Source organism: Allohoeflea poritis (genome assembly GCF_027889715.1).
Classification (GTDB): domain Bacteria; phylum Pseudomonadota; class Alphaproteobacteria; order Rhizobiales; family Rhizobiaceae; genus Hoeflea_A; species Hoeflea_A poritis.
In genome coordinates this window covers 142,854-166,909 of record NZ_JAPJZH010000006.1, presented here as the reverse complement: position 1 = coordinate 166,909, position 24,056 = coordinate 142,854, and the positions used below count along the sequence as shown (strand labels likewise).

The following is a 24,056-nucleotide window of genomic DNA, read 5'->3' as shown; positions in this document are numbered from 1 at the left end:
GGTCGACGACACCCGGCAAACCGTGGCTCCGGTGCGCAGAGAAAACAGGTGAGAATCATGGCTGACAAAGACGGTGCGACACGGATTGAATCCGACTCCTTCGGCAATTTGGAAGTTCCGGCCGACAAATATTATGGCGCGCAGACGGCACGATCGCTGATCAATTTCCCCATCGGCGGCGAGACGATGCCCCGCCCGCTGATCTCGGCCCTTGGCGTCATCAAGCAGGCCGCTGCCAAGGTCAACCTCGCCCTGGGCAAACTGGATCAGGCGCGGGCCGACGCGATCACCCAGGCGGCGCGGGAAGTCGCCGATGGCCGCTTCGACGACCATTTTCCGCTTGTCGTGTGGCAGACAGGGTCCGGCACGCAGTCCAACATGAATGCCAATGAAGTCATATCCAATCGCGCCATCGAACTCATGGGTGGCAAGATCGGCTCCAAGGACCCGGTTCACCCGAACGATCACGTCAATATGGGGCAATCCTCCAACGACACGTTCCCGACGGCCATGCACATCGCGGCCGCGCGCGAGATCAGTGCGACGCTGATCCCGGCGCTGCGTCATCTCCATGCCGCTGTCGACGGCAAATCGAAGGCGTTTGCGGATATCGTCAAGATCGGCCGCACCCATACGCAGGACGCCACGCCGCTCACCCTGGGGCAGGAGTTTTCCGGCTATGCCGCGCAGATCGCCAACGGCATCGAACGGCTTTCGCCGGCCATGGATGGCCTCTACCATCTTGCCCAGGGCGGCACGGCGGTGGGCACAGGGCTCAACTCCGTCAAGGGTTTCGACAAGAAGTTCGCCGCAGCGGTCGCGGAGCTGACCGGTCTGCCCTTCGAGACGGCGCCCAACAAGTTCGAGGCCCTGGCCACCCACGATGCTTATGTTTTTGCACACGGCGCGCTCAACACGATTGCCGTGTCGCTGTTCAAGATCGCAAACGATATCCGCTATCTCGGCTCCGGGCCCCGTTCGGGCCTCGGCGAATTGTCGCTTCCGGAGAACGAGCCGGGTTCGTCAATCATGCCGGGCAAGGTCAACCCGACGCAGTGTGAGGCCATGACCATGGTCTGCGTCCAGGTGATGGGCAACCAGACATCGGTATCGATGGCGGGCAGCCAGGGACAGTTCGAGCTCAATGTCTACAAGCCTCTGCTCGCCTATAATTTGCTGCAGTCGGTCGAACTGCTGGCCGAGGCATCGCGCAGCTTTGCCGATCGGTGCGTGGTCGGCATCAAGGCGAACAAGGAGCATATCCAGGAACTGATGGAGCGTTCGCTGATGCTGGTTACCGCGCTTGCCCCGAAGATCGGCTACGACAAGGCGACCGAAATCGCCAAGGCCGCCCACAAGAACGGCACGACCTTGCGAGAGGAAGCCCTGCGGCTCGGCTATGTGACGGCGGAGGAATTCGACGCGACGGTCCGGCCCGAGCACATGATCGGGCCGTCATAGCGATCAGCCGAACTTTTCACCGAACGCGCTGTAAAGATTGGAACGGCCGAGTTCGGTGACCTTGCGCTCGCCGCACAGCGCCATCGTCGTGTCGAGCTCGGTGCGCATGATCTCGAACATCCTGGCAACGCCGGCCTTGCCTTGCGTGCCAAGGCCGTAAAGGAAAGGCCGGCCCACATAGGTGCTCTTGGCGCCCAGGCACACGGCTTTCAGAATGTCCTGCCCGGACCGGATGCCGCCATCCACATGCACCTCCATCTTGTCGCTGACCGCATCGACAATGGCGGGCAGCGCACGAATGGAGGAGGGCGCTCCGTCCAACTGCCGGCCGCCATGGTTGGAGACGATGATCGCATCGGCCCCGCTGTCGACCGCCTTTTTCGCATCCTCCGGATCGAGGATGCCCTTCAGGATGACCGGCCCGCCCCAGCGTTCCTTGATCCACGCAATATCGTTCCATGACAGCGTCGGGTCGAACTGCTCGGCCGTCCACGCGCTGAGCGACGACAGGTTGGAGACGCCCTTGGCGTGACCGACGATATTGCGGAAAGTGCGGCGCTTGGTCTGCGCCATGGCCATGCACCAGGAAGGGCAGGTGCCGATCTGCCAGAGGTGTTTGGGCGTGAATTTCGGAGGTGCCGACAGGCCGTTGCGCAGATCCTTGTGTCGCTGGCCGAGGATCTGCAGATCCAGCGTGACGACCAGCGCCGAACAGCCGGCCGCCTTCGCCCTGTCGATCAGATTGTTTACAAAGTCCCGGTCGCGCATCACGTAGAGCTGGAACCAGAAGGGCTTGGTCGTGTTTTCCGCGACATCCTCGATGGAGCAGATGCTCATGGTCGAGAGCGTGAAGGGCACGCCAAACTCCTCGGCGGCCTGCGCCGCCAGGATTTCTCCATCCGCCCATTGCATGCCGCAGAAGCCGACCGGGGCGAGCGCCACGGGCATGGAGACGTCCTGGCCGACCATGGTGGTTGCGAGCGACCGGTTGGTCATGTCGACCGCAACGCGCTGACGCAACTTTACCTCATTGTAGTCGCTCTCATTGGCCCGGTAGGTGCTTTCGGTCCATGAGCCGGAATCCGCGTAGTCGAAGAACATTTTCGGCACGCGCCGCTTGGCGCGTTTCTTCAGGTCCGCGACTTCAAGAATTGGCCCCATTACGGATCTCCATTACCCATGCCTGCAGTGCTGATCCGCCGCTCAAGAAGGTCCCCGTGGCCGATCTGCGCGCATCATAGCGATGCCGGTCAGGCTGACAAGCGTTGCCGCAGTGATTGGACAAATTTCTTTACCAGTTGCTTTGTTCAGGTCACTTGTCGCCGGACGTAGTGTCGGTATGCAGTTCGAGAAGCTGTTTGCGAATGGACTCGTCCTTGACCAGATAGGCCGAGAAAGTATGGGAGGCGCCGCCTGCCAGGTCCGGAAATGGGTTCTCGTTCACAAAGCCCGTATAGAAATCGATGTGGTGGCCCCTGATGCCGCTGCCCGTATCGGCCGCAAAGACGTAACCGTCATGGGTAATGGTTGTCCCGTCATGGAGCGTCAGCTTGCGGCCCTTGAGCTTCGGGATGAACAGCAGCGACCTGTATCGGATCGGAAACTGGCGTCGGTCGACCGCGATCGTTCGAAACGCCGCCAGCGGCATGTTGTCGATACCGTAGCCGTATTTGACCTTCGGCGACGTGACCTTGAAGAAGCGCGTATGGCGCATGCCGATCCGTGCGCGGGCATGCAGGTGGGGATAGTATTTGTCGCAATTGACCTGCGAGGGGCCATCGGCGTCGCGCACATTGACAATGACATTGCTGCCGTCCGGCATGGCGATGACCGCCGCACCTTCCAGCGCTGCCTTGCACCAGTCTTCGCGGTCGAGTTTCGGGCCGATCGGCTTGTCATGTGCGTCGAGCAGGTCAAACCCGTCCTTGCTCTCCTGTGCGATCTTGGTGTGATAGTAGGTGCCCCAAAGCTTCACGTGACGGTGCTTTGACAGATCCTTGGGGGCCTCGTAGCAGAATTCCAGCGGATCGTCCGACGCGCCTGCCGGCGCAGCCGCGACAGCGGCAATCATCAGTATCGCGGCTTTGAAGCTGGCGTATTTCACGGTCCGCGGTCCTGTCTCCGGCGCATCCCTGGAAGACGATCCGGTTGCGAGCTTATCCGATTGCTTCACCATTTGCACAAACCTGGCCGCCTCAGTTGCGTGAACGCTGAGCTGAAACGGTCCGGTGGAGGCGATTGAGCGCCATTTTCCTGAGCGCCAGATAATTGCCCTTTATCGAGGTTGCGATGTTTTTGTGGCGTTGTTTGATGGCATTGCGCTCAGCCTCGAGGAAACTGCCGCCGAGCACATCGCTGATCTCGCGAACCATCTGCGGCCGGACCGCCCAGATATCGAGACCAAGTTCCCAGAAATATTTGATGTCCTCGTCAATCTGCCGGAAGACCCTCTGACGGGAAAGGATCTTTTGCGCGCCTTCGCGGCTGAGCAGATAGCCGACCGCACCGGCACCGACGCTGAGCGGTTTCACCATTTCAATCGGCCCATGTGTGTCCTGTTCAGCAAATCCGGATTTCGGAGGTCCGAAATCGAACAGTTTGAGCATGTCCTTGCCGACCATGATGTCGTCGACATGGGTGAACAGGTGCCGCCAGCGGGATGCAACATCCCGGCAGGCGAAATCATCCTCCAGGAACAATCCGAATGGCTGACCGGTCTCGAGGAACTGACGCATCATCTTGCGATGGCCGGCATAAACGGCGATCTCGCCGTCACTGAGCGGCCGCTTGGAATATCGCCTGTTGAGCGCGGCGTCATAGTGCCGGCCAAGCGCCGCATCGTCGGCGCCGTAGCCGGACACCAGTTGCCAGTCGAGCGCGGACGGGAACTGGCGCATCTGCCGGGTTACGGATTCACGGCGCACGGAACCTGCACCTTCGAATGTCAGCACGAAAGCCGCGATATTTTTGCAGCAGGGGCTCACGAGCGCACATGCCTTATTTCTGTGTTCGGCAAACCGATCGGGACGACCCCGCAGTCGCGCGCCCAGTAGCCGAACCCCTCGGTCTCGAGCAGATCCACATACGGTATCTCCGGAAATCGTATCCCGGCACGGTGCACCGATGCATGGACCAGCAACATCGTGCCGCCGACGCCGAAGAGCTCGACCCTGTCGCAGGCCCGCAGATCATTGAAATGCAGGCGCCGCGGGGTTCTGCCCGGAGGTATGTAAACGCCGCCGCGGACATGTTTGTAGTATCCACTGTCGCGCCGCTCGTCGGTGACGGTAAAACTGTTGAGGTCGTAGGTCGCTCCGCCCGGCTCGAGCACGCAGTTGGGAACCACGATCTTCTCGCGCTCACGCAGCAACGTCTTCAGAATGTCCGGCGGATAGTCGTCGACATCGGCGTCGATCCACAGCACCCAGTCCGTTTGTCCGTCGATGGCATTGTCGATGAGATGATTGCGGACCTTCGCAAGACCGCTTCTGCGCATCTTCTGGATCTTCGGTTTCCAGCGCGTCTTGCGAGGGAACACGATGCCGATTTCTTTCTTGAGGCACAAAACCTCGGAGAACTCCGAACGCAGTTCGTCGCACAGGCCTTCCAGCTTTTCCCAACTGCCGTCCGCGCTGTCGCCTTCGCAAAATGCGATCCGGATCCGCTCCTTCGGATAGTCGAGCGCCCGCAGCAGGGCGACGGTGCGGTCCAGGAAGGGTTCCGCGTCGCGTACCGGTATAAGGCAAGTGATATTCTGATCCTCGAACGGTTTGTCCGGACACAAGGGCAGGTCGAGAATACCGCGATCGACGCGCGAACGCGCTTCTTCGCGTGAAAGATATTCGCCGCGTGTCAGCCGGTAGCGGGTTCGCCTGATGATTTTCTTGAATCTGCGCAGCGGCGTTTCGTACCAGTCCTGATACCAGGTGCCGAACCAATAGTGCGTGGAAAGGCGGTGGCCCGCATAATCGCCGAACTGGTCGGCTTCCGATTCCACCTTCAGCTTGGTGAGCGGATTGAACAGCTGGCACGAGTTGATGCTCAATTGTTCAGGCCGGTCATACTGCCTGACACATTGGGTCAGCAGCACCGGTCCTGTCGAATCCATGACATCCTTTGAATGACGGCAGCGCTTGAGAGCCTCGAATACGATCAACCAGAAGGGATGGCGTTTCGGGCTGACCATCGTGCCGTTGAACAGCAGGTGGTCCAACTGCCGCACTTCACAATGGTCGTAAAGATGCTCGACCGGTTCGTGCGCCAGGACGATACGCTCTTCGTCAGCCAGCAACCCAAATGATTCATTGCACCGCGTGTCGAGATCGGCATAGACGCCGCCATGAATGTAAAGGAGCATATAACGGCCGGCATCGGCGCGTTGAACCGGATTCGGGTAACCGCGAAACTGTTCCAGAAATTCCGGAAAATGCTTGCCGACCAGTTCATCCAGATCCTCATCGGTCCACAACCGGTATTCCCAGTCGGGATTGAGCCTCTTCCAGCTATCCACCAGTTCCGAATATTCTCCGGGAATGTTTTCATCGCGCCAGGTTTGATGAATTATCTTCGGAACCATGAAGCAGAATCGCCCACCCAAAACCGTTCAGCTCGTCATCGATCCGTTCGAGCAGCCCGTATCCGGTGCCGAGCTCAGGAACGACGCTGTCAAAAGGGCGCTGATGCCGTTTACCGACGTGACGGTCGTCTCGCCGAAAGACTTTGCCGTCTCAAACCAGCGGCTGACCGGTAACAAGAGCGCCCCAACTCTTCTGGCGCCAGATGAAACATGTGTGCAGAATTTCGTCAAGTATATCGGCCACGAACGGCCGGACATACTGTTGTTCGAAGGCGTCGGACTATTAAAGTTTTGTGAAGCTCTGGTTTCACAAAGTGTCTTCAAAATACCCAGGCTGGTTCTGGATTTTCACAATGTCGAAAGCGCGCTTTGGGAAGAGAACGTCTTCGCGCGGATGGGCGTATTGCGTCGGCTGTGGAAGGCAAGGCGTGTCGTCGGTGCACGCGAAAGCGTCCGTCTCGCGGATCGCGAGGCTGTCCGGCTCAGCGATGCGGTCCTGGTTCCGACCGGCGAAGACAGGCAGCGGCTGACCGACCTTGTCGGCGACGAGAAGCAGGCCGGCAAGATCAGGGTGGTTCCCAATATTGCACCGTCCTGGGCGCTGCGGCGACTTGCGGCGGCGCCCGTCGCAAATGAGCGGGGCGGGATCAGGCGTCTGTTGTTTGTCGGTCACCTCAGATACACGCCCAATGTGGAGGCGGTTGACGCTCTCGTCCATCGGATCTGGCCGCAATTGCGCGGTGAATTCCTGGATATGCGGCTGGTCATCGCCGGGCGCAATCCGGCGCGACGCGTTCGGCGCTGGGCCGGCTCGCGCACGGACATTGAACTTCACGCCGATCCATCCTCGCTCGACGGCATCTATGATGGCTGCGATGTGGCGATCATGCCCCTGCGCCAGGGCGGGGGCTCCCGTCTGAAAGTGCTGGAGGCCTTTGCGGTCGGAATGCCGGTGATCGCAACGGCCAAGGCCGTCGAAGGTCTCGGCCTTACGCCGGACCGGCATTGGCTGCGAGCGGAAACGGCGCAAGACTATGTCGCGGCGATCCGGCGTCTCATCCGGGATCCCGGTCTAGGTGCGCGGCTTGTTGGCGAGGGCAGGGCGCTTGTCGCAGAGCGCTATACCGACAAGGCCCTGGCGGATACGCTCGCGCCCATCATTCGCGACCTGAACCCGCAAAGGGCCTAAACCCAACGGCCTGCGGCAATTCACCCGATTGCGGCAGCTCACGTTCGGCGTCACATGTCGGGAAGACAGGATGGGTCACCGATGAACGAGCGACGTGCAAGAATTTCGCGGGAAATTTCGGAACGGACGGGCATTACCGAGGCGCTGATCGAACGCCTTGTCCGCCGATTTTACGATCGCGTGCGGGCCGATCCCGTTCTGGGGCCGATTTTCGCCGAGCGGATTACGCACTGGGAGCCGCATCTCCAGCAGATGTTCGCCTTCTGGTCGTCCGTCGCGCTCCTCACCGGGCGCTATCACGGACGTCCGATGCCGAAACACGCGCCGCTGCCCGTATCGGCGGAGCATTTCGACCGGTGGCTGACGCTCTTTGAAGAAACGGCGCGCGAACTCTGTACGCCCGAGGCGGCGGCGCATTTTGCCGAAAGGGCGCGCAACATCGCCCAAAGCCTCGAAATGGGCGTTGCGCAACACCGGGGCATCCTGCTGGCGCCCGGCGAGAGATTGGGCGACGGCGCCATCCTCTCGCCGGAACCGGCCACGCGCTAAGGCCGCTATCGCGCCAGCGGCAGCCGGTCCTCGACGATCTTTGCCCAGAAGGCGATGCCATACGGAATTGCGTCGTCATTGAAATCATAAGCCGGGTGATGCAATCCGGCCGAGTCCCCGTTGCCGATAAATATGATGGCGCCGGGATGCTCCTGCAGCATGTAGGAGAAGTCTTCACCGCCCAGCCGTGCCGGTTGTTCGCGGTCGACATTTTCCGCACCGGCCACCCCGATGGCGGCCTCTGCCGCGCGATCGACCTGGTCGCTGTGATTGACCGTTACCGGGCAGAGCCGCTCATAGTTGAGTGTCGCCTTCACCCCGTGGCTTTCGGCAACGCCCGCGACGATCTCGTGCATGCGCCGTTCGATGATGTCGCGGGTGTCCTCGTGCAGGTTGCGGACCGTGCCTTTCATCGTCGCCGTTTGCGGAATCACATTGTTGGCCTCGCCCGCCTGAAGCGCGGTGATCGAGATCAGCCCGTTCTTTGCCGGATCGGTGTTGCGGGTGATGATCGATTGGAAGCTGTTATAGATGGCATTCGCCGCCGCCAGCGGATCGACGCATTTATGGGGCTGGGATGCATGTCCGCCGAGACCCTCAATGTCGATATAGAAGAAATCGGTCGCGGCCAGTGTCGGGCCGTCACACAGCCCGAACTCGCCGACAGGCATGTTCGGCATGTTGTGCATGCCGTAAATCTCGTGAAGTCCGAGACGCTCGAAAAGGCCGGTATCCACCATCGCCTTGGCGCCCAGGCCACCTTCTTCGGCGGGCTGGAAAATCAGTACGGCCTTTCCGGAAAAATTGCGTGTCTCCGCAAGGTACTTGGCGGCGCCCAGCAACATGGCGCTGTGGCCGTCATGCCCGCACGCATGCATTTTGCCGGGCGTTTCGGAAGCATGTCCGGCATCCGAGGCCTCCTCGATCGGCAAGGCATCCATATCGGCGCGCAGCCCGATTGTCGGCCCGTCGCCCGCACCGTTGATTATGGCGACGACACCGGTTTCGGCGACGTTCTCGTAAATCTCGTCGACACCGATCTCGCGAAGGCGTTCGGTGACGAAGCGGGATGTTTCCGGCAGATCGAACAAAAGCTCCGGATGACGGTGCAGCCAGCGGCGCCACTCGGTTACTTCCGGGACAAGATCGGCGATGCGGTTGTTCTTTATGTACATTATTGACCCTATGGGATTGGTGGAGCCCGCCGTGTCCGATGCGTCTTGCGCGCAATTGACATGACACGGGGCGTAAACGGGAAAAGTGTCACACGACATTTATTCGAGACGCATAAAGACGGCAAGCGCTGGGGCGACATCGGCGGCCTGCCAAAGGCTGCAGCCGGGTAGCCCATCCTGTCGGAGGTCGTTGATTGGTCTTTATGGAAATTCTTTTCGGGCAGATGCGACGATCCCGCACCCTTGTTCCGGACCGGAAGCGCGGAGCTCCGATCCGGCATACGTGTCATTCAGCCGACATCCAGTCCACGCAGTTGCAGTGGATTGGGGCTTGAGCGGTCCGGTGCAATATAGGACCTTGCCGCCCGCGAGACGGCACCCGCGGCGCGGGTCATGCAGCGCCACCTGATCAGGCGGGCCTTGACCATCATGTCGAGCGGATCGGCTGTATTTGGGAAATTGTGTTTGGTCATGTTACATCCACTCCTTTCTCCCAACCGTTGGATTACCACTGATGTAGGGCGCATTTGTGGACGATACCTTGACGCAACATTACGTTTTTGTAATCCAGCCACAGCGCCGATCGCGCAAGGCAAGAAGCAGATAGAAGGATCGACCCATGGGCCAAGCACGCCGCGTCGCCTGCATAGGCGAAGCCATGGTGGAGCTTTCAATGGACACCGCCGGCCAGACCGCGCGCATCGGCTATGCCGGCGACACGCTGAACACCGCGATCTACATGGCGCGGGAATGCCCCGGCGTCCACGATATCGCTTTCGTGTCCACTGTCGGCACGGACAGGTTCTCCGGTGACATGCTGGCCTTCATCGAAAGCGAAGGCGTTTCGACCGCGGCGGTCGCACGCGACGACACGCGCCTGCCGGGCCTTTACGCCATCAGCACGGATGCCAATGGCGAGCGGTCGTTTTCCTACTGGCGCGAGAATTCCGCTGCGCGAACGCTGTTCCAGACTGCCGGCGGTCGCGATTTTTCCGCTCTAGACGGCTTTGACGTCGTCTATCTTTCGGCCATCACGCTTGCCATCTTGCCACTATCCATCAGAAGCGGGCTGCTCGACTGGATATCCGGCTTTCGTAAACGGGGCGGGTTGTTTGCCTTCGATTCCAATTTCCGCCCCAGGCTCTGGGATAGTGTCGAGGCGGCGCGGCAGGCCGTATCGCAGGCCTGGCGCAACTGCGATATCGGCCTTCCCTCGGTGGATGACGAGATGGCGCTTTTCGGCGACAAGGATGCATCCTCGGCGTTGGCGCGGCTGGAGGCTTACGGCATAGGCATCGGCGCGCTCAAGCGCGGCGCCGACGGACCGGTGCCGATCAACGGAGAGGCCGACCCCGCGCTATGCTTCGACCCCGCCCAGAAGGTAGTCGATACCACGGCCGCCGGTGACAGTTTCAACGGGGCGTTCCTGGCTGCCTATCTGGCCGGGAATTCGCTCGGCGAGGCCATGCTGGCCGGGCATAACCGCGCCGCAAAGGTTATCGGCATCCGCGGGGCGATCGTTCCGAGGCAGGAGAGCGGCTGACCACCGGAGTTTCGCCGGTCGCAGGCCCTCAGATGCTGCGGATCAGCCCGCCGTCGACGCGGGTCATCTGGCCCGTTACGTAGCCTGCGGCATCGGAAAGCAGGAAAACCGCCACCTTGGCGAATTCCTCGGGCCGGCCGTAACGCTTGATCGGCAGGTCGGCCTGCGCCGAAGCACGAACCGCATCGACGGATTTGCCCTCCCGCTCTGCTCTGGCGGAGTCAAGCCGACTGAGCCTGTCGGTGTCGATCTTGCCGGGCAGGATCATGTTGACCGTGATGCCGTCGGCGGCGACCTCGGCCGACAGTGACTTGCAGAAGCCGGCGACGGCGCCGCGGATGGTGTTCGAAACGGAAAGGTTCGGAATCGGCTGGACGATGCCGGAGGAGCCGACCGCGACGATGCGGCCCCAGCCGCGCGCCTTCATGGCCGGAAGCGCGGCTTCCGTGACCCGCACGATGCTGAACAGCATCATCTGCGTCGAATTGTGCCAGACCTCGTCGGAAACGCCGGTCGATGGGGATGGCGGCGGCCCGCCGGCATTGTTGACGAGCATGTCGGGTTTGAATTCGTTTTCCACCCTTGTGCAGAAGGCCGCGACGGCCTGCGGGTCCGACAGGTCGACCGGGCAGGGCGTTGCGGTCACGCCATGCTTGCGCGCAATGTCAGCCGCAATCGCTTCGAGTGCCTCCGCGTTGCGTGCGACGAGCACGACATTGGCGCCTTCCTGCGCCAGCGTGTCGGCGATTGCGCGGCCGATGCCCTGCGATGCGCCGAGAACAAGCGCCGTCTTACCGGTAATTCCCAGATCCATTTTCTATCCCGTCGTTGAAATGCGTCGTTCGGCTGCTCTACCGCGTGCCGGTGCATGAGTGCAAGGACATCGCCCTCAGGCTGAGCTGATCGCCTCACCCGCCATTGAAGGCATAACGCCCGTCAACCACGCCGGTGGTGGGCGGCACCCGTGTCGCCTCGAATAGGTCGTGACCTTCCTTGAGGTTCTGCCAGAAACTAATCCATTGCGAACCGGCATAGTCGGTAAGCGCTTCTTCCGTCATGCGGAACGGAAACACATGCACGTCGAATGCACTCTGTCCGCCGCTCAGCGCCGCCTCGGCGATGAGATAAATCTCCTCGATGCCCCCGTCGGTCATCGCGTAGCAGCCGATCGAAACGCATTTGCCGTGCACCATCAGGAAGCTGCCGGTGCGCCCGTGAGCCCGGTCATAGCGGTTGGGGAAACCGAGATTGAAGGAAAGGTGATAGCTGCTGTTCGGATTGAGCTGCCGGGCCGAGACCGAATAGAAGCCCTCCGGCGACTGCCGGTCGCCCTCCATCAGTTTCGGCCCCAGCCCGCCGGAATAACTGCAGATCGGATAGGTCTTGAAGAGGCTATACTGCGCGCCGTCTTGCACCCAAAGTTCCAGTTCGCTGGACGCCTTGAAGATGCGGATGAAGATCGGCGCGCCGAAATGAAGACCCTGTTCGGCAAGCCGGCTTTCCAGTTCCGGAACGACGATTTCACGAACCGCGTCGAGATTGGCCGTGCCGGGTATCAGAGACCGGAGCAGGTAGACCGATGCGCCGGCGATGACGACGGCGGCAAAGGCGGCGGAAAACAATGTTGTTCGCATCGTCATCGGAAGCCGGCTGAACAATCCTCTCATGGGGTCGACCGTTAGGAGCTGTTTGCGTCGGAAATTTGTTTGCCGCAGTCAGAGGATCGCCGTGCCGACGCTGGCGCCGCCGCAAACATAGAGCGTTTGGCCGGTGACGAAACTGCTCTTCTCGTCCGCAAAGAACATGAAGGCGTTGGCCACATCCTCGACCGTGCCGAGCCGTCCCACGGGAATGCGCGTCGCGAGCTCGGCCTCCTTTTCGCTACCCTTCGGGATGATGCCCCAGAAATTGTCGGTCAGGATCGGACCCGGCGCGACCACGTTGACGGTGATCTGGTGCGGCGCGAGTTCCAGCGCCCAGGTGCGCGCCATGCCGATCATACCGGCCTTCGAAGCGCTGTAGGCGGTGCGGGTGGCAACGCCCAGCGCGGCACGCGAGCCGTTGAAGATCACGCGCCCAAAGCGGCGCTCCTTCATACCCGGCAGCACCGCCTGGAGCAGGGTGAGGGCCGAGCCGAGATGCAATTGCGCAAGGCCGGTAATGTCCGATGGTTTTGCATCCTCGATCAGGTTCGGCCAGATCAGGCCGGCATTCTGGATGAGATGCGTGACCTTGTGGTTTGCGGCGATTTCCGCTGCCGCCGCGCTGACAGCCTCGGGATCGAGCAGGTCGGCCTCCACCGAAGACAGCCGCTCATGGGCAAAGTCCGGTGCGTGTCGCGCCACCGATATGACAGCATAGCCTTCGTCCAGCATGCGCCTGGCGATATCGGCGCCGATGCCCTTGTTGCCGCCGGTGATGACGGCGGTCATTTGCCCGCTCATGACACCGCTCCATTATCGGCAACGAGCGCCATGACACGCAGCGGGCTGCCCGTTCCCTGCTTGATCTTCAGCGGCGCGGTGCACAGCAGAGCGCCGGTCGGCGGCAAACGGTCGAGATTGTTGAGGCACTGCAGGCCATAGCATCCGGCACCATGCAGGATGTAGTGGGCCGGGTAGGGCGGCGTGTAGTGCATGCCCTGGCCGGCATCGGTGCCGACGGTTTCCGTGCCGAAGCCGCGAACATTACGCTCCTCGACGAGCAGCCGAACCGCCTCCGGCGTCGGACCGGGCGAATGCGGGCCGTCCTCGCGCATGTTGAGATAGGCGTCGCCGCGCCGCTTCGACCAGTCGGTGCGCATCAGCACCCAGCAATCCTCGGGGATCCGTCCGTGCTTTGCCTCCCAGGCGGTGATGATCTCCGGCGTCAGCTCGAAATCATCATTTTGAGATGCGCCTTCCGAACAGTCGATCACGCACACCGGACCGACGAATTTGTCGGCCGGGATGGTGTCGACGCTGTTGTTCGGAAGATCGCGCCCGGAGATCCAGTGGACCGGCGCGTCGAAATGGGTGCCGGTATGTTCGCTGCAGGTAAAATTGTTCCATTTCCAGGCCGGTCCCCGGTGATCATAGGCGGAGACTTCTTCCATGCGAAAGCCGGCGCACTGGCCGAATTCCGGTGGCAGCACGATGACCGGGAAATCCGGGTCCAGCGTGTGGGTAAGGTCCACAACCTTGACCGCGCCGGACGACAGCGATTGCGCAAGGCCCGTCAGCAGGGCGGCTGGATCAGCGGTCGTGGTCATCCCTGGCCTCTTGTGTCGAGCATTTCCCGTTCGAGGATTTTCGGGCCGGCCCGCCAGCGGTCGATAAGATCCTTCGCCACATCGCCGACGAAGACATCTTCAAGCCCGTCCTTCAGCCCGCCGACCACGGCCCGGGCGAGTGCCGCCGGCAGCACCTTGGGCGGCGGCAGCGGCTGGTGCCATTCATCCTCGGTCGGGCCGGTGAACACATTCATCACCCGCACCCCGCCCTGCAGCAATTCGGCGCGCAGGCACTGCGAAAGCGAGAGTGCCGCCGCATTCGAGGCAGAGAATGCGCCGAATTCCGGCATGTTCGACCAGGCATAGACCGACAGGATATTCACCCAGGCCGTGGCGCTGTTGTCGCCGTCTGCGCCGCGGCCGCGCATTGCCGGCCCGAAGGCCTGGGCAAGCCGCATCATGCCGAAGAAATTCACCTCCATCTCGTCGCGCGAGAATATGACGTCGCCACGGTCCATGATGCCGCCGGGTCGCACGAAACGGGCATTGTTGATGAGAATATCGGTCTTGCCGCCGATCTCGGCGGCAAGCTCGGTCACCGACGCGGTGTCGGTCACGTCGAGCGGCATGATTTCGACATTGGCGATTTTTTCCAGCGTCGCGCGGTGCGGGTAGGGGTGCCAGCTTTCGGCCTCGCCGACAAAGATGAGCGATGCCCCGGCTTCGGCAAGCGCCTGCGCCAGGGCCGGTGCGTTCTCGTTGCGGGCATCGGTGATCAGCACGCGCCGGTGCTTGGGATCGCAGGTCATTTCGCGCATGTGAGGATCGTCCTCCATATTCGGCGTCGCTTTCTGCGGCAGGGCAAACATCACGCCCTGGCCGGACTTGTCCAGCTTGATGGAAAGCCGTACCGGATCGTCGACGGCGACATCGCCGTGGACGTGACACATGACCGACGGCCCGATATCGAGCCGCACCGTTCCGACACGCCATGGCGTGCGCTCGCGGAAATAGACATTCGTGCTGATGCGCACGGTGGTGTCGGCAATCAGCCGGCCGGCCGGCGAGACATCCGTCCAGTTGAGTTCAACGGACAGGCACGAGCCGCAGGCATCGCGCGGCGGATATTGCACGGCTCCGCATTCGGCGCAGGTCTGCAGCATGAAACGGCCCTCGGCCGCGGCCGCCGCAAAGCCGAGTGCAGCGCGGCTGCGCACATGCGACGGCCGGGTCGGCACGCGGGTGCGTTTCTGCGGGTTTTTGCGGGGCGGGGGGCTGAGCGGATCGGTCATGCTGTGCCACCGCTGAGAATTGCCGCGCCGGAACAAAGGCCACGGTCGTAATTGATCATGCCGAAACCGGATACCATTGCCGTCGCGGCGTCTTTCACCTGTGTCGGCCCTGCTATGCCCGTCACCTGACGGATCGCCTCAACCAAGCCGATATAGCCGCCGGCGGCGCCTGCCTGTCCGGCGGACAATTGGCCGCCGCTTGTATTGTGCGGAAAATCGCCGTCGATCGTCAGGTCATGCGCGCGCACGAATTGCGGCGCTTCGCCTTTCTCGCAAAAACCGAGATCCTCGAACTGCATCATCACGATGACCGGATAGTCGTCATAGGTCTGCAGCACGTCAATTCCATCGGCCATCAAGCCTGCCATGCCGTAAAGTTCGTCGACATCCATCGCCCAGCCGCCGCGCATCTGGATCGGATCGTCGGCAAAGGCATTGTGGCGCTCGATGGTCGAGCGGATATGGGCGTGGGGCAGGCCGGCGGCCCGAGCATCTTCCTCGCGCATCACCAGGAAGGCTTCGGCGCCGGCCACCGGCATCACGCAGTCGAACAGGGCGATCGGGTCGGAGACCGCCCGCGCAGCCATATATTGCTCAAGGCTGAGCGGTTTCTTCATGATCGCATGCGGATTGCGCAGGGCGTTCTGTCGCTGCGCCACGCATATGGCGCCGAAATCCTGACGCTTTGCTCCATAATGACGCATATAATGATCCGTCAGAAGCGCGAAACAGGCATTCGGCCCGCCCGAGCCGTAAGGGTAGGAAGCATCCTGTGCGAAACGGCTGAAGCTTGAAAGCGTGCGCCGGAAACTGTCGACATGGTTTGTATCGCCGGCAAGGCAGGCGACCATGCGTGTGTCGCCAGCCTGTACCGCGCGCGCTGCCCGCCGCAGGGCCGTTATGCCGCTTGCGCCGCCAAACGGGATATGGTCGAGCCAGCGTGCCGTCAGTCCGAGATGCTGGGTGAGACCCACGGCGGTGTCGGGAAAGAGCGTGAAGCTGGACACGCAAAAGCCGTCGATTTCGGACGGTTTGACGCCCGCCTGCGCACACAACTGCCTCAATGCGCGGGCAATCCACCAATGCGCGGATTCCTTCGAAAAACGCTCATAGGGCACTGTCACCGGTACGGCGGCAACCACCCCGTCATAACCCTTTCGCGTTGCGCTCACGACGGCACCAGGCGCTTCTTCATGGTCCGCGTATCCACGGTCGCGGGATCGGCGAGCAGCGACGGCACGAGTTTCTTCAGTTCGCCCCGCTGGATCTTCTGGGTCGGCGTCAGGGGCAGCGCGTCGATAAAGGCGACATATCCGGGCGCCTTGTAATAGGCCATGCGCTCCAGCGCCCAGGTCACGATCGCCCGGGCGGCTTCCTCGGAGCGCGCTCCGTCCGTCACGATGCAGGCAAGCACCTCGTCGCCGCGCAGCGCATCGGGCGCGGCTGCAGCCGCTACCGCGCGGATGTCCGAGTGCTGCATCAGTACCGTCTCCACCTCGACGGCGGCGATGTTCTCGCCGCTGCGGCGGATCACGTTCTTCTTGCGGTCGACGAAAAAGAAATCGCCTGCCTCATCCCGCATGACGATATCGCCGGTGTGGAACCATCCGTCGTCCCAGGCATCAGTGGTGGCCTGCGGGTCCTTGTAATACTCGGAAAAAAAGCCGTAGCGCGGATCGGGTCCGGCGCGCCGCACAAGCAATTCGCCGGGCTCACCTGCCGCAGCCTCCGATCCGTCGTCAAGAACGATACGCGTCTCGACTTCGGCCTCCGGGCGGCCGAGGCAGCTTTCGCCGCGGCGGCGCGGCTCGCGATTGGCCGCGATCACCGCGCCCGCACCGGTCTCGGTCATCGCCCAGGCCTCCACCAGCGGGATGCCGAAGCGCTCCTCGAAGGGTATATGCAGCCTGGGATCGATGCCGGCCCCGAAGCCGAATCGCACCGAATGATCGCGATCCTGCGCAGATGCCTCCGCCTTCATCAGGATCGAGGGCATGACGCCGAGGTAATGCAGGCATGTGGCGCGGCTGTCGCGCACGCTTTGCCACCAGCTCTTGGGATGAAAGCGATCGAGCACGATGAGGCAGCCGCCGACGGTGATCATCGCCATCAGCGAACAGGCCATGGCATTCATGTGGAACATGGGCAGCGGCGTGATCATGCGCTCGCCCTCTTCATGCAGAGCGCAGACACCGCCGGCATGGGCATACCAGTGCCCGGCATGCAGGAAATAGGCGTTGGAGAGCACGCAGCCCTTCGGGTTGCCGGTCGTTCCGGATGTATAGAGCATCGCAGCTTCGCGGGAAGGCGAAGGCTCGACATCGCCCATCTCATCCGCCCGCAGGGCGGGTAACTCCATATCGCCGCTGATGACCGGAAAGCCGACGCCCGAAGCCCGGCTCGCTTGTTCGAGGTCGGCGATGCGGTTGGCCGTTGCGATCGCCAGAACCGGCTCCGCGTGGCCGGCCATATAGGCCAGCTCCGCCGATTGGAGATCCGGATTGACCGGCACCACCGAAAGGCCAAGGGCATTCAGCGCGAACCAGTGCAGGAAATAGGACGGGCGGTTCTCCAGCAGCAGCATCACGCGCTCGCCGGCGCGGTATCCTGCCTTCGCATATTGGGCCCGGATCATGTCGACCGCGTCGAGCATGTCGCGATAGCTTCGCTCGCCGGCCTCGATACCGTAGGCATCCGCCGTTTCCGGCAGAATGCTCAGGAACGGCCGCTCCGGCCAGCGGCGGGCCGCTGCCGCAAAAAGCTCGTAAACCGTTCGGACTGGGAACTGGTTGTCGTTCATATGGCCGTTTTACAGGAAGAGCTGGATATTGCCGAACGCGGCGTCGCTGTTCAGCAGGTCGACACGCTTCAACCGGATCTTGAGTTCCTCACCGACGAGAACCAGCTCGTGGCGCGCAGTGGCGGCAAGCAGGAACTGCTCGTCAAGCCGCGTCTCGACATAGTGGAACGGCGTGTGGGTGACGAAAAGACCCTTCTCACGGTCCATCTCGTCGACGAACGGCCGCGACAGCACGTGATGGCAGCGGCTCTTCGGCTTTTGCGAGAAGGTGCGCTCGCCCTTCAGGCGCTCGACGCGCAGCTTGCGCAGGAATTCGTCCTCGTAGAGCAACGACGTCACCAGATGCGGGTCTTCCTGCTTGTAGTCCAGCGGCATCCAGTAATAGCCGTCCTCGGTCCACAGATCGAGCCATTCGTCGAAACGGCCGTCATCGATCATGCGCGCTTCTTCATAGACGAAGTCGATCAACTCGTCGCGGGAGGGAAAGCTCATTGCGCCGCCCCCATCGTCATCGTCATGTATTTCTTCCAGGCGTGGAACTGGTTGCGCATCTGCCGTTCGGTCGTGCCGTTTTCGACCGCCGTCTCGTCCATGTCCTCGCCCTCGGCGTAAAGCCGCTGGACATTGACCCATTCCAGCCCGTCCGAATGCAGGCCCTCCTGCGCCCGCTCGTACATTTCAAGGTCGTCATGGCCGACGACCGAGGTCGGCGCGTTGATCAGCCGGTTGTACATGGCGGTCCGTTGCAGCAGCATGTCCGGCGCGCCGACGAGCCGGTAGATATAACTTTCCACCAGCGTCTTGTTGGCGGCCAGCGGGATGAAGATCCGCAATTGCTGGATCGGCCCCTTGATCATGATGTTGGGGAAGTAGACGGTGTTGTGCCGGTTCTCGCCGAGGATCGCTTTCGCCCGTTCCTCGCCATGGGCTTCGACCATCTGATCGAAATAGCCGGGCACCGCAGAATAGTCGGAGTGGATCGAGTGATGCACGCCCGTATGGCCGTGGCCGTTCGGCCAGGTGCGGATGCCCATATCCTCGAAGAATTCGTAAGGCGACATGAAGGGCGCGATCACCTCCATCGCCATCGGTTTCGTCGTGCCTTCCGGTTTGTCCAGTGACTCCCACAATTTGACGGCGGTTCCTGCCGAACTCTCATGGGCGACCATCGGGTGGCAGGTATCCGTCTGGTTTTCGACCAGCATTTTCCAGTTGCACTGGTGCATGTAACGCAGCGGCGGACCGGCGACCTCCAGCCGGCCCTCCGGGGAGCGGTCGATCATGTTGTCCAGGGAACTCAACGAATCGCCGAAGAATTCGTCGAAGCCGGGGCCTTCCGGATTGAGCCGTGCGAAGATGAAGCCGCGATAATTCTTCACCGCGCCGACCGGCGCCAGGCCCCTGGCCGCCTCGCTGTCTTCGAGCCCGGTATCCTTGTAGCCCTTCTTCAGGGGGATCGCGAGCAGGCAGCCATCGGTCTTGAACGACCAGGCATGATAGGGGCAGCGGAAGAACTTTCCGGTATTGCCTTCCCGGTCGATGACGATCTTCGTTCCCTTGTGCGGGCAGCGATTGTGCATCACATAGACGTCGCCATCCGTGTGGCGCGCCATCAGCACCGGCTGGCGGCCGATCTCGGTGGCGAAATAGTCGCCCTTGTTGGGTACCTGGCTGTCATGGCCGACAAACACCCATGTGTTTGCGAACAGGTGCTTCATCTCCAGATCGAACACCTCGTCGTCGATATAGACGTCGCGATGCACCTGAGTCGGCCGGATCAGCGCTTCGATCGATGCCGCATTGCCGCTATACCTGCCCATGGCTGCTTCCTCCCGGTCTACAGATCGAGGACAAGCCTGTCCGATTTCGCCCTCGATACGCAAATCTGCATGACATCATTGGCGGCGCGTTCGTCATCGGTGAGGATCACATCGCGATGATCGGGCACGCCGTCAATCACACCTGTCTGGCAGATACCGCAATCGCCCCGCTGGCAATCATAGATGAGATCGACGCCGGCTTCCTCCAGAACCTCGATGATCGACCGGTCCGGCGGGATTGTAAACACCTCGCCGGTGGAACTGATCTCGACTTCGAAGGAGCCGCCGGCCACCTGTTCGTCGTGCTTGCTGAACAGCTCGAAATGGACGTGATCCTTGTCGATGCCGGCCTCATGGGCGCGTTCGCGCACTGCCTCGATCATGCCGCGCGGACCGCAGACATAAAGATGTGCGCCGGACGAGGCGGCGCTGACAACGGCGCCGAGATCGACCGCGGTATCCGGCTCGTCGTCGCAATGCAACGTCAGCGCATCGCCGCAAATCGCCTGCAGGGGCTCCACAAATGCAAGTGCCGACCGCGTCCGGCCGCAATAATGAAAATCGAACGGGCGCCCGGCGGCCGTCAGTTCGCTCGCCATTGAAAGGATCGGCGTGATGCCGATGCCGCCGGCGATCAGGACGATCGAGGCATCCTGTTGCTTGACCGCGAACTGGTTTTCAGGGCCGGCGGCCGTGATCACATCGCCAGCCTTGAGCGTGTGCATGAAGCTTGATCCGCCGGCACTGTCTTCCTCGAGGCGCACGCCAAGCCGGTAGCTTCGCGGGTTCTGCGTGGCGTTGTGCGACGGATCGGTGTTGACCAGGGAATAGGGGCGTTCGCCGCCGTCGGGAAGCTGCACCTTGATATGGGCGCCGGCGCGATAGGGCGGCAGCGCGCCACCGTCCTCAGACGCGAGTTCGATGGTCCTTATCTGCGGTGTGGCCGCCTCGCTGCTGGTTACGACAAGCCTGAGCTCCGGCATGAATTTACTCGCGTGAGTCCGGTTTCCCGGACCGTGATACGCGCTCCTTCTCCCCTTCGGGACTATGCGTGAAGGAAAAATCGCATGTCAATATTTAAATCTAAAATATTTCATTTGCATATTTATGGAGCAGTCCAGCGGAGAACGGCCTTTTCGCAGATTTTCACTCAGAAATATGACTGAAATCGGAAATCCGTCGCCGCGTTTGAGGGCCATCGTGCGGATAAAACTTCGATATAATTGCATTTGCATGTAAATCGATTCCCGTTTCGAAGATCGGGAAAGCATGGCCGGGCAAGTGTTTCGACGTGGCGCCGGTCACAACAAACCCGGGCGGGATCGTCCTAGACTTCCGCCGCCATGCGCATTGCGGTGACCCGCTCGCGATGGATGACGTAGAGACCGGCGCCGATGGTGATGGCAATGCCGATCGAGGCAAGCGTGTTGGGAAAATCTCTGAATATCAGCCAGCCGATCAGTGTCGCCATCGGTATTTCCAGATATTGCATCGGCGCCAGCGTGGCGGACGGGGCAAAGCGCAGCGACCACGTCATCAGCAGATGCGCCAGGGTGCCGAGAATGCCGAGAAGCGCCAGCAGCACCCAATCCGAATTGTTCGGGGCGACCAGGATCAGCGGTTCGATTTCGGCATTGCTGAAGACCAGAAGGACAACGGCCAGGCCGGCGGTTCCGACGATGCCGCTGACGCCCTGCAGGCAGATTGGATCGACCTCCTTGGCAATTTGGCGGGTCACCAGCATGAAGAGCGAGAAGATGACGGCGACGAGCAGCGGTAGCAGCGCTGGCGCGCCCACCGCGGCAAAATTGGGCTGAATGACGAGAAGTGTGCCACAGAACCCGACCACGCAGGCGATGAGCCGGTGCGGCCCAATTTCCTCCGACAGGACATATTTGCCCAGAAGCAGCATGATGAACGGCATCACAAAGGCGATGGCTATGGCATCTGCCAGCGGCAAGTAGCGGTACGATTCGAACATTGCTCCAATGCCGATAATGTGCAGTACGGTCCGCAAAACAGTGAGCCGCAGCACCCGGCCGGACATGGCAAGGCTCCGACCGGTCATGAAAACCAGCGGGATCAGCAAGAGGGCTTGAATTGCGAAACGCACGACGAGTAGCACACCAAGCGGAACAGAATCGCCCAGCACCTTGGCGATGGAATCACCCAGCGGCGCTAGAATGCAGAATCCGATCATCAGGAGGATGCCGAGAAGCGGCCGGTCGGAGATCATGGGCGCGACGTTAGAGCGAAGCATGCTTGAATGCAATCGACGGGCGAGGGCGCATTGGGTGTTTGGCAGAAAAATTTTCGCCCCATGCATCCAAGCCTGCCCGCAATGCATCTCTTATTGCAGGAACGGAAAATTCAAAGGAGATCGATATGCAGGATATGGGCCTGAATGGGCTGGGCACCGGCCTCGCGGCGTTCGGATTCTGGATGTTCATCGCCGCGATCGTCATTGCGGGCATGTGGTACGACATCGCCAGGAAACGGTCGCAGAACGAGATCCTCCGCCGCCTGATCGCGAGCGGTCAGAAGATCGATCAGGACATGCTGGGCAAACTCTTCTCAGCCACCACCGGTGGCGGCGAGCGTCTGCAGCGCGAATTGATGGTCTACGGGCTCGTGACCCTGTTTGTCGCCCCGGGCATCGCGCTCCTTGCATGGTTTTTGAGCCTGCAATACCCGCCGGCCCTCTACCCGGTTCTGGGCGCGGCCGTGCTGGTCGGCTTCATCGCCATCGGCCTCATCGTTGCCTCGAAAGTGGCGGGGCGCATGCCAGGTGAGGGCGCTTCCGGTCCGCGTGACCGGCGCGGCAGATAGGCACGCCAAATGGGGGCAAGGGCCAGATATTCACAGGTCCAGGAGGCGCTGCTTGCCGGTCTGGCAGGCACGGGTGACCGTGCTGCTTTCGAGGAACTGGTGCGGCGGCGCCAGTCCTGGCTGCGCAAATTGATGCGGCGCCTGTGTGCGGATCCCGTACTGGCGGACGATCTGGCGCAACAGGCGTTCCTGCAGGCCTGGCGCAATATCGGCCACCTGCGCCGGCCGGGCAGTTTCGGGCCCTGGCTGAAACGCCTTGCCGTGACGGCCTGGCTGCAGCATTTGCGCAAGAAAGATGCCCTTGAGGACGCCGATGAAATCGAACCGCACCATGCGGCCGGCGAGAACATTGACGGCCTATCGGCCGACCTCGACCGGGCCCTGTCGCGGCTCTCCGGACCGGAGCGGCTTTGTGTTGTGCTCGCCTATCATGAGGGCATGACGCACAACGAGATTTCCGAACTGACCGGCCTGCCGGTCGGAACCGTCAAATCGCACATACGACGCGGCACCGGGCGCCTGAAGGCTCTCCTGTCGCCATATAGTCAATCGCCCGAGGAAGCCCCATGACCGAAGAACGCGATCCGCAACTGACATCCCTGTTCGCCGCCGCCGAGGAGAAATTGGAGGAGCGCGATTTTGTCTCCGCCGTGATGACGGGTGTTGAAAAACAGGCGCGATGGGCGCTGGTCAGGCGAATTGGCGTTGCCGCTGCCCTTGTTCTGTGCGCAATGATATTGGCAGCGCCCGCCCAGGATGCGGTGGCCGCCGTCATGCATTGGCTGATGGTACCGCTCATCCGTTTCGAGCAACCGCTGCCGTCTCAGATCCTGCTGCCGCTCAACAATGTCGCGGCGGCGTTGTTCCTGGCGCTGGTGGTTCTGCGGTTGCTGCGCCGGCGCCTGTTTCCCTGAGCTGGCGGGGGGCTGTCAGGTCAGGATGTGATCCGCCGTTCCCTTCACTATCTCGATCTCGTATTCGATCAGTTGTCCGACAAGCGGCTGCGTTCCCTGTGCCGACGTGCGGTGGGTTGAGAAAACGGCAATCGTCTCGACCGGCTGGGGGCCGGCACTGACATGCACGGGCGGGATGAGCACCGTGATCCTTTTCGTATAAACGTCCGGCGCGAGATCGATCACCGCCGTCGCCAGTTCTCCCGCCGATGTCGGCTCGACCGAGACCTCGTCGAATACCCTGTCGTTGAGCACGATATGCGGCCGGCCCGCGATATCGGGACCGTAGACGATTGTGGAATTTGCACCTTCCAGTTGGTAGTGATTTGCCGGCGTCAAACTCATCTCTCCGTTGTGTAGTATTGATACGGGCCGCACCAGAGAAAACTGACTTCCTTGAGCGTAAATTCTCCGATCTAAGCAGTATTCTCTGTATGAATTATCATGGAAATCCATGATAATTCATAGTCACATACCGCCAATACAACAAAGATTTCCGTTGGGAAAGCTTTTCTAAGCGCAATCACATATTCGCGTTTAGAGCGAGATACCGCGAAACAGGATCAATCGACCGCAGTTATCCTGGCAGGGCGGTCAGAAGATTTTGGCGTATAGCTTTTTCGTTGCTGTGATTGTTTAAAAAGCTGAAATTGTTGTT

The 24,056-nt window shown here is 61.4% G+C and carries 25 protein-coding genes; 7 read left to right on the top strand and 18 right to left on the bottom strand.

Annotated elements, in window-relative coordinates:
- Positions 1 to 57 precede the first annotated feature (57 nt).
- On the top strand, positions 58 to 1,461 hold the full coding sequence (fumC, locus tag OOZ53_RS11700) for a class II fumarate hydratase (protein ID WP_271089740.1): 1,404 nt from the start codon (positions 58 to 60) through the stop codon (positions 1,459 to 1,461).
- Positions 1,462 to 1,464: 3 nt separating this feature from the next.
- On the opposite strand, the gene OOZ53_RS11695 is transcribed toward fumC, so the two are convergent.
- The 4 genes from OOZ53_RS11695 to OOZ53_RS11680 all read right to left on the bottom strand — a co-directional run bounded on the left by OOZ53_RS11695 (position 1,465) and on the right by OOZ53_RS11680 (position 6,037).
- Positions 1,465 to 2,622: an alpha-hydroxy acid oxidase gene (locus tag OOZ53_RS11695; protein ID WP_271089739.1), complete on the bottom strand. Its 1,158-nt coding sequence runs from the start codon at positions 2,620 to 2,622 to the stop codon at positions 1,465 to 1,467.
- 151 nt (positions 2,623 to 2,773) lie between these two features.
- A complete protein-coding gene (locus OOZ53_RS11690) occupies positions 2,774 to 3,565 on the bottom strand; it encodes a 3D domain-containing protein (protein ID WP_271089738.1) in 792 nt (263 codons plus the stop codon).
- A gap of 91 nt (positions 3,566 to 3,656) precedes the next feature.
- Positions 3,657 to 4,385, bottom strand: coding sequence for a glycosyltransferase family 25 protein (locus OOZ53_RS11685; RefSeq protein WP_271089737.1), 729 nt, complete (start codon positions 4,383 to 4,385; stop codon positions 3,657 to 3,659).
- A 56-nt stretch (positions 4,386 to 4,441) separates the two neighbouring features.
- Entirely contained in the window at positions 4,442 to 6,037 is a 1,596-nt protein-coding gene (locus OOZ53_RS11680) for a glycosyltransferase (RefSeq protein WP_271089736.1), read from the bottom strand.
- Here OOZ53_RS11680 and OOZ53_RS11675 point away from each other — a divergent pair.
- Both OOZ53_RS11675 and OOZ53_RS11670 read left to right on the top strand, forming a co-directional pair.
- Positions 6,036 to 7,226, top strand: coding sequence for a glycosyltransferase family 4 protein (locus tag OOZ53_RS11675; protein ID WP_271089735.1), 1,191 nt, complete (start codon positions 6,036 to 6,038; stop codon positions 7,224 to 7,226). The two genes, OOZ53_RS11680 and OOZ53_RS11675, sit on opposite strands and share 2 nt — an antisense overlap.
- A gap of 81 nt (positions 7,227 to 7,307) precedes the next feature.
- Complete coding sequence (locus tag OOZ53_RS11670) at positions 7,308 to 7,775, top strand: group III truncated hemoglobin (RefSeq protein WP_333780594.1); 468 nt, start codon at positions 7,308 to 7,310, stop codon at positions 7,773 to 7,775.
- Positions 7,776 to 7,780: 5 nt separating this feature from the next.
- Here OOZ53_RS11670 and OOZ53_RS11665 read toward each other — a convergent pair whose 3' ends face one another.
- Together OOZ53_RS11665 and OOZ53_RS11660 are read right to left on the bottom strand one after the other, a co-directional pair.
- Positions 7,781 to 8,950, bottom strand: coding sequence for a M20 aminoacylase family protein (locus OOZ53_RS11665; protein WP_271089733.1), 1,170 nt, complete (start codon positions 8,948 to 8,950; stop codon positions 7,781 to 7,783).
- A 290-nt stretch (positions 8,951 to 9,240) separates the two neighbouring features.
- Positions 9,241 to 9,423 (bottom strand): hypothetical protein, encoded by a 183-nt coding sequence (locus tag OOZ53_RS11660; protein WP_271089732.1) that lies wholly within the window; start codon positions 9,421 to 9,423, stop codon positions 9,241 to 9,243.
- Positions 9,424 to 9,569: 146 nt separating this feature from the next.
- On the opposite strand from OOZ53_RS11660, the gene OOZ53_RS11655 reads away from it, so the two are divergent.
- Positions 9,570 to 10,493 carry a sugar kinase gene (locus OOZ53_RS11655; protein ID WP_271089731.1) on the top strand — a complete coding sequence of 308 codons (924 nt, stop codon included), beginning with the start codon at positions 9,570 to 9,572 and terminating at the stop codon, positions 10,491 to 10,493.
- Between the two features lie 28 nt (positions 10,494 to 10,521).
- Here OOZ53_RS11655 and OOZ53_RS11650 read toward each other — a convergent pair whose 3' ends face one another.
- The 11 genes from OOZ53_RS11650 to OOZ53_RS11600 form a co-directional block, all read right to left on the bottom strand.
- Complete coding sequence (locus OOZ53_RS11650; RefSeq protein WP_271089730.1) at positions 10,522 to 11,307, bottom strand: SDR family oxidoreductase; 786 nt, start codon at positions 11,305 to 11,307, stop codon at positions 10,522 to 10,524.
- Between the two features lie 94 nt (positions 11,308 to 11,401).
- Complete coding sequence (locus OOZ53_RS11645; protein WP_271089729.1) at positions 11,402 to 12,160, bottom strand: L,D-transpeptidase family protein; 759 nt, start codon at positions 12,158 to 12,160, stop codon at positions 11,402 to 11,404.
- A gap of 48 nt (positions 12,161 to 12,208) precedes the next feature.
- Positions 12,209 to 12,937, bottom strand: a complete 729-nt coding sequence (locus OOZ53_RS11640; protein ID WP_271089728.1) for an SDR family NAD(P)-dependent oxidoreductase — start codon at positions 12,935 to 12,937, stop codon at positions 12,209 to 12,211.
- Complete coding sequence (locus OOZ53_RS11635) at positions 12,934 to 13,743, bottom strand: cyclase family protein (RefSeq protein WP_271089727.1); 810 nt, start codon at positions 13,741 to 13,743, stop codon at positions 12,934 to 12,936. Before OOZ53_RS11635 ends, OOZ53_RS11640 begins: the two co-directional genes overlap by 4 nt.
- Positions 13,740 to 14,996, bottom strand: coding sequence for an SDR family NAD(P)-dependent oxidoreductase (locus tag OOZ53_RS11630; protein WP_271089726.1), 1,257 nt, complete (start codon positions 14,994 to 14,996; stop codon positions 13,740 to 13,742). The genes OOZ53_RS11635 and OOZ53_RS11630 overlap by 4 nt, the downstream gene beginning before the upstream one ends.
- Positions 14,993 to 16,168 carry a thiolase family protein gene (locus OOZ53_RS11625; RefSeq protein ID WP_271089725.1) on the bottom strand — a complete coding sequence of 392 codons (1,176 nt, stop codon included), beginning with the start codon at positions 16,166 to 16,168 and terminating at the stop codon, positions 14,993 to 14,995. The genes OOZ53_RS11630 and OOZ53_RS11625 overlap by 4 nt, the downstream gene beginning before the upstream one ends.
- Entirely contained in the window at positions 16,165 to 17,796 is a 1,632-nt protein-coding gene (locus OOZ53_RS11620; RefSeq protein ID WP_271089724.1) for an AMP-binding protein, read from the bottom strand. The genes OOZ53_RS11625 and OOZ53_RS11620 overlap by 4 nt, the downstream gene beginning before the upstream one ends.
- A 9-nt stretch (positions 17,797 to 17,805) precedes the next feature.
- Positions 17,806 to 18,288 carry an aromatic-ring-hydroxylating dioxygenase subunit beta gene (locus OOZ53_RS11615; protein WP_271089723.1) on the bottom strand — a complete coding sequence of 161 codons (483 nt, stop codon included), beginning with the start codon at positions 18,286 to 18,288 and terminating at the stop codon, positions 17,806 to 17,808.
- Positions 18,285 to 19,616 carry an aromatic ring-hydroxylating dioxygenase subunit alpha gene (locus tag OOZ53_RS11610; RefSeq protein ID WP_271089722.1) on the bottom strand — a complete coding sequence of 444 codons (1,332 nt, stop codon included), beginning with the start codon at positions 19,614 to 19,616 and terminating at the stop codon, positions 18,285 to 18,287. Before OOZ53_RS11610 ends, OOZ53_RS11615 begins: the two co-directional genes overlap by 4 nt.
- A 17-nt stretch (positions 19,617 to 19,633) precedes the next feature.
- Positions 19,634 to 20,599, bottom strand: a complete 966-nt coding sequence (locus OOZ53_RS11605) for a PDR/VanB family oxidoreductase (protein WP_271089721.1) — start codon at positions 20,597 to 20,599, stop codon at positions 19,634 to 19,636.
- Between the two features lie 344 nt (positions 20,600 to 20,943).
- Positions 20,944 to 21,876, bottom strand: a complete 933-nt coding sequence (locus OOZ53_RS11600) for a DMT family transporter (protein ID WP_271089719.1) — start codon at positions 21,874 to 21,876, stop codon at positions 20,944 to 20,946.
- A 125-nt stretch (positions 21,877 to 22,001) separates the two neighbouring features.
- On the opposite strand from OOZ53_RS11600, the gene OOZ53_RS11595 reads away from it, so the two are divergent.
- Genes OOZ53_RS11595 through OOZ53_RS11585 form a run of 3 tightly spaced genes read left to right on the top strand, consistent with a single transcriptional unit; the run spans position 22,002 to position 23,359 of the window.
- Complete coding sequence (locus tag OOZ53_RS11595) at positions 22,002 to 22,445, top strand: hypothetical protein (protein WP_271089718.1); 444 nt, start codon at positions 22,002 to 22,004, stop codon at positions 22,443 to 22,445.
- A gap of 9 nt (positions 22,446 to 22,454) precedes the next feature.
- Entirely contained in the window at positions 22,455 to 23,015 is a 561-nt protein-coding gene (locus OOZ53_RS11590; protein ID WP_271089716.1) for an RNA polymerase sigma factor, read from the top strand.
- Entirely contained in the window at positions 23,012 to 23,359 is a 348-nt protein-coding gene (locus OOZ53_RS11585; protein WP_271089714.1) for a hypothetical protein, read from the top strand. Before OOZ53_RS11590 ends, OOZ53_RS11585 begins: the two co-directional genes overlap by 4 nt.
- Positions 23,360 to 23,374: 15 nt before the next feature.
- Here OOZ53_RS11585 and OOZ53_RS11580 read toward each other — a convergent pair whose 3' ends face one another.
- Positions 23,375 to 23,743 carry a hypothetical protein gene (locus OOZ53_RS11580; RefSeq protein ID WP_271089712.1) on the bottom strand — a complete coding sequence of 123 codons (369 nt, stop codon included), beginning with the start codon at positions 23,741 to 23,743 and terminating at the stop codon, positions 23,375 to 23,377.
- Positions 23,744 to 24,056 lie beyond the last annotated feature (313 nt).

Coding starts and splice junctions, on each gene's coding strand:
- OOZ53_RS11675 (WP_271089735.1), top strand. CDS start 6,036: ATGAAGCAGAATCGCCCACCCAAAACCGTTCAGCTCGTCATCGATCCG.
- OOZ53_RS11610 (WP_271089722.1), bottom strand. CDS start 19,616: ATGGGCAGGTATAGCGGCAATGCGGCATCGATCGAAGCGCTGATCCGG.
- OOZ53_RS11585 (WP_271089714.1), top strand. CDS start 23,012: ATGACCGAAGAACGCGATCCGCAACTGACATCCCTGTTCGCCGCCGCC.
- OOZ53_RS11620 (WP_271089724.1), bottom strand. CDS start 17,796: ATGAACGACAACCAGTTCCCAGTCCGAACGGTTTACGAGCTTTTTGCG.
- OOZ53_RS11635 (WP_271089727.1), bottom strand. CDS start 13,743: ATGACCACGACCGCTGATCCAGCCGCCCTGCTGACGGGCCTTGCGCAA.
- OOZ53_RS11600 (WP_271089719.1), bottom strand. CDS start 21,876: ATGCTTCGCTCTAACGTCGCGCCCATGATCTCCGACCGGCCGCTTCTC.
- OOZ53_RS11580 (WP_271089712.1), bottom strand. CDS start 23,743: ATGAGTTTGACGCCGGCAAATCACTACCAACTGGAAGGTGCAAATTCC.
- OOZ53_RS11645 (WP_271089729.1), bottom strand. CDS start 12,160: ATGAGAGGATTGTTCAGCCGGCTTCCGATGACGATGCGAACAACATTG.
- OOZ53_RS11595 (WP_271089718.1), top strand. CDS start 22,002: ATGCAGGATATGGGCCTGAATGGGCTGGGCACCGGCCTCGCGGCGTTC.
- fumC (WP_271089740.1), top strand. CDS start 58: ATGGCTGACAAAGACGGTGCGACACGGATTGAATCCGACTCCTTCGGC.
- OOZ53_RS11665 (WP_271089733.1), bottom strand. CDS start 8,950: ATGTACATAAAGAACAACCGCATCGCCGATCTTGTCCCGGAAGTAACC.
- OOZ53_RS11640 (WP_271089728.1), bottom strand. CDS start 12,937: ATGAGCGGGCAAATGACCGCCGTCATCACCGGCGGCAACAAGGGCATC.
- OOZ53_RS11655 (WP_271089731.1), top strand. CDS start 9,570: ATGGGCCAAGCACGCCGCGTCGCCTGCATAGGCGAAGCCATGGTGGAG.
- OOZ53_RS11650 (WP_271089730.1), bottom strand. CDS start 11,307: ATGGATCTGGGAATTACCGGTAAGACGGCGCTTGTTCTCGGCGCATCG.
- OOZ53_RS11615 (WP_271089723.1), bottom strand. CDS start 18,288: ATGAGCTTTCCCTCCCGCGACGAGTTGATCGACTTCGTCTATGAAGAA.
- OOZ53_RS11590 (WP_271089716.1), top strand. CDS start 22,455: ATGGGGGCAAGGGCCAGATATTCACAGGTCCAGGAGGCGCTGCTTGCC.
- OOZ53_RS11680 (WP_271089736.1), bottom strand. CDS start 6,037: ATGGTTCCGAAGATAATTCATCAAACCTGGCGCGATGAAAACATTCCC.
- OOZ53_RS11670 (WP_333780594.1), top strand. CDS start 7,308: ATGAACGAGCGACGTGCAAGAATTTCGCGGGAAATTTCGGAACGGACG.
- OOZ53_RS11630 (WP_271089726.1), bottom strand. CDS start 14,996: ATGACCGATCCGCTCAGCCCCCCGCCCCGCAAAAACCCGCAGAAACGC.
- OOZ53_RS11695 (WP_271089739.1), bottom strand. CDS start 2,622: ATGGGGCCAATTCTTGAAGTCGCGGACCTGAAGAAACGCGCCAAGCGG.
- OOZ53_RS11605 (WP_271089721.1), bottom strand. CDS start 20,599: ATGCCGGAGCTCAGGCTTGTCGTAACCAGCAGCGAGGCGGCCACACCG.
- OOZ53_RS11660 (WP_271089732.1), bottom strand. CDS start 9,423: ATGACCAAACACAATTTCCCAAATACAGCCGATCCGCTCGACATGATG.